Here is a 2,944-nt window from a genome sequence, read left to right as displayed (position 1 = left end):
GGGCGGGACCGGATGACCCCGCCGGCGGTCGGCGACTGGCTGGCGACGGCGACGGGCGGCGAGCTGGTGCTGCATGCCGAGGCGGGCCATGCTCCTTTCTTCTCGCACGAGGCCGCCTTTGTGGCTGCACAGCGGGACTTCCTGGCACGACAATAAAAAACGGCCCGTCAGGGCCGTTGTTCATTGTTGTTGCAGTTAACGGCTCAGGCCGCTTCCTTCTTGGCACCGCGGCCCATCAGGCCGGCAATCGCCTCGGCAGCCGGCTGATCCTCGAACAGCATCTTGCAGACCGCGGCCGTGATCGGCATGTCCACCTTGAGCCGCTCCGCTTGCTGCAGCACCGCGCGGGCAGTGTTGACGCCCTCGGCTACATGGCCGAGGTTGCGGATGATCTCCGCCAGCGGCTTGCCCTCGGCCAGCAGCAAACCCACCTTGCGGTTGCGTGACAGATCGCCGGTACAGGTCAGGATCAAATCACCCAGGCCGGAGAGGCCGGTGAAGGTTTCCGGCTGGGCACCCAAGGCCACGCCAAAGCGGGTGATCTCGGCCAGGCCGCGGGTCAAGAGGGCTGCCCGGGCGTTGTGACCGAGCTTGAGGCCATCGCCCACACCTGCGGCAATGGCCATGATGTTCTTCACCGCACCACCGATTTCAGCACCAATGATGTCGCGGCTGGAATAGATCCGCAGCTTGCTGGAATTGAGCAGGGCGGCGGTACGGTTGGCAAAGTCCTCGTCGGCCGAGGCCAAGGTCAGCGCGGCCGGCAGACCGGCCGCGACTTCCTGGGCAAAGCTCGGGCCGGTGAGGATGCCACGGGCGACCTCGGGCGGCAGCTCGGCTTCGGCTACTTCGTGGGCTGGCAGCAAGGTATCGGCTTCCAGGCCTTTGCAGGCCCAAAGCACCGGCACGCGGCTACCGAGTGTGGTCAGTGCACGCAGGGTGGGGCGCAGACCGGCGGTGGGGGTGACCACCAGCGCAAGCTCGGCATCGGCCATGGCGATGGCAAGGTCTGCCTGCAGCGTCAGGGAGGCCGGAAAGGGCTGGCCGGCCAAGTAGCGACGATTCTCGCGGGCGGTCTGCATCTCTTCCAACTGCAGGGCGTCACGGCCCCACAGCGTGACCTCATGGCGCTCGGCAAAGCTCATGGCCAGCGCCGTACCCCAGGCGCCGGCACCCAGTACCGTCAGCTTCATACGCCCCATACCTCTTCGATACGGATATAGCCGACGGCGCCGTCGCGATGTTTGACCTTGGCCCAGCCACTCTTGCCGGCTTCGATCAGCTCGAACAGCACGCTCTTCTCGGCCACGAACAGTACCGCCGATTTCGCATCGGCCGTGGCGTGGACTTCCGCCTTGCTGCTGGTGACGACGACGCTGCGCTTGCTGCTCAGCGACTTCTTTTCGATCCAGGCCAGGGCGCCGGACTGGTCGCGCACGCGCAACCAGTCCTTGTTGTCGATCAGCACCTCGACCGGCAGGCCCTTGCTGGCGACGAACAGCTTCTTGGCTTGGCTTGCCGGCGCGTCATAGAACACCGCGCCGTGTTCCGCCACAGAGCGGAACTCCAGCGCGCTGGCAGACACGGCCGCCAGCCCGAGCAGGCTGGCGGCAATCCACTTATTGCACCGTGGTGGGCGCATCTTGGCTCGCGGCCTGTTCTTGAGCTTGGCGCTGCATAAACAGCTGCTCGAAGTTGATCGGGGCGAGCACCACGGGCGGGAAGCCGGCGCGGGTCACCAGATCGGACACCACTTCACGCACATAGGGGAAGAGGATGTTCGGGCAGGCCATGCCGAGAATGGGCTCGAGGTCTTCAGCCGGTACGTTGCGGATCTGGAAGATACCGCCCTGGGCCACTTCGACCAGGAAGACGGTACGCTCACCCAGGGTGGCGGTCACGGTCACGGTCAGTACGTTCTCGAAGTAGCCTTCGTCCAGCTGTTGCGAGGCGGTGCTCAGCTGCATGTTGATTTCGGGCTGCTGGGCTTCCAGATAGATCTGCGGTGCGTTCGGCACTTCCAGCGAGATATCTTTAACGAAGAGCTTTTCGATCGCGAAGACCGGTTGAATTTGCTGATCGCTCATGGCGACTCCTGCGAGATCTGTTGGTGTAAATAGGAAAAAGCGGCCGAATCATCGCAGATTCGGCCTGGCTATGCCATGCATGCCGCTTAGCGGGCGAGCAGGGGATCGAGTTGGCCGGCGCGGTCGAGTGCGGCCAGGTCGTCGTAGCCGCCGACGTGGAGGTCGCCGATATAGATCTGCGGCACGGTGCGGCGACCGGTGCGGCTCATCATTTCCTCGCGGCGGGCGGGGTCCAGATCGATGCGGATCTTATGGTCGATGGTGACCCCTTTGCGGCTGAGCAGCTGCTCGGCGCGCATGCAGTAGGGGCAGACGGCGGTGGTATACATGGTGATGCTGGGCATGGACTCTCCAAATCGCGCCCCAGATACGGACGACTTAACTAATAAGTGCGGTTCTGAAGAGCGGCTTTCAAGTATGCATGGATAGCCTCATGGTCGGCCAGAAATCTTCCGACGGCGAGGGGGGATCTCCTGTCTGGAGATAAAGCGGGGCGGTTCTGCGGAGATTGGCGCCGCCACCTGCTGGAGTGGGAGCAACGGCAGGCGCAAAGACAGGGTACTAAACTTATATAGCGAATTTTCACCCCCACACTGTTTTGCCCTGCTTTCCGGCCCGGTTTTTACCGCAGCGGGGCTTTTTCCAGCGTGCGCTGCCGGTTTTTTGGGTGTTTCCGGTGCCGCGTGTTTGCAGGCGGTGTCGGGTCTGGCGGTGGCGGGCTAAAAAAGTTTGGCGCGGGGTGTATTACAGATCAGGCACTTACCGCTCGTCGGGCAGAAAGTTGCAGAAATTATTGCGGAGGGTGTTGACGGGTTTCTGGGGGGTGCGTATAGTTCGCTTCTCTGCTGATGACGCAG

Annotated in this window: 4 protein-coding genes; all 4 read right to left on the bottom strand. The window is 63.2% G+C overall.

Annotated features, from left to right (window positions below; translation table 11 throughout):
* Window positions 1-203 precede the first annotated feature (203 nt).
* The 4 genes from VIM95_RS19265 to grxC all read right to left on the bottom strand — a co-directional run bounded on the left by VIM95_RS19265 (window position 204) and on the right by grxC (window position 2,431).
* The gene (locus VIM95_RS19265; RefSeq protein ID WP_331988983.1) at window positions 204-1,193 is read right to left on the bottom strand and encodes an NAD(P)H-dependent glycerol-3-phosphate dehydrogenase; all 990 of its coding nucleotides are present in this window, start codon (window positions 1,191-1,193) and stop codon (window positions 204-206) included.
* On the bottom strand, window positions 1,190-1,642 hold the full coding sequence (locus tag VIM95_RS19260; protein WP_331988981.1) for an SH3 domain-containing protein: 453 nt from the start codon (window positions 1,640-1,642) through the stop codon (window positions 1,190-1,192). The genes VIM95_RS19265 and VIM95_RS19260 overlap by 4 nt, the downstream gene beginning before the upstream one ends.
* On the bottom strand, window positions 1,620-2,087 hold the full coding sequence (gene secB / locus VIM95_RS19255) for a protein-export chaperone SecB (RefSeq protein ID WP_331988979.1): 468 nt from the start codon (window positions 2,085-2,087) through the stop codon (window positions 1,620-1,622). Before secB ends, VIM95_RS19260 begins: the two co-directional genes overlap by 23 nt.
* 86 nt (window positions 2,088-2,173) lie before the next feature.
* Window positions 2,174-2,431 carry a glutaredoxin 3 gene (grxC, locus tag VIM95_RS19250; protein WP_331988977.1) on the bottom strand — a complete coding sequence of 86 codons (258 nt, stop codon included), beginning with the start codon at window positions 2,429-2,431 and terminating at the stop codon, window positions 2,174-2,176.
* Between the last annotated feature and the right edge of the window lie 513 nt (window positions 2,432-2,944).

This window comes from Chitinimonas sp., from assembly GCF_036568685.1.
Lineage (GTDB): Bacteria > Pseudomonadota > Gammaproteobacteria > Burkholderiales > Chitinimonadaceae > Chitinimonas.
The sequence above is the reverse complement of the archived record's forward strand: the minus strand, read 5'-3'. Positions and strand labels throughout refer to the sequence as shown.

Bases quoted from the DNA above. Each gene is read 5' to 3' on its own strand.
- VIM95_RS19265 (WP_331988983.1), bottom strand. From the start codon at position 1,193: ATGAAGCTGACGGTACTGGGTGCCGGCGCCTGGGGTACGGCGCTGGCC.
- VIM95_RS19260 (WP_331988981.1), bottom strand. From the start codon at position 1,642: ATGCGCCCACCACGGTGCAATAAGTGGATTGCCGCCAGCCTGCTCGGG.
- secB (WP_331988979.1), bottom strand. From the start codon at position 2,087: ATGAGCGATCAGCAAATTCAACCGGTCTTCGCGATCGAAAAGCTCTTC.
- grxC (WP_331988977.1), bottom strand. From the start codon at position 2,431: ATGCCCAGCATCACCATGTATACCACCGCCGTCTGCCCCTACTGCATG.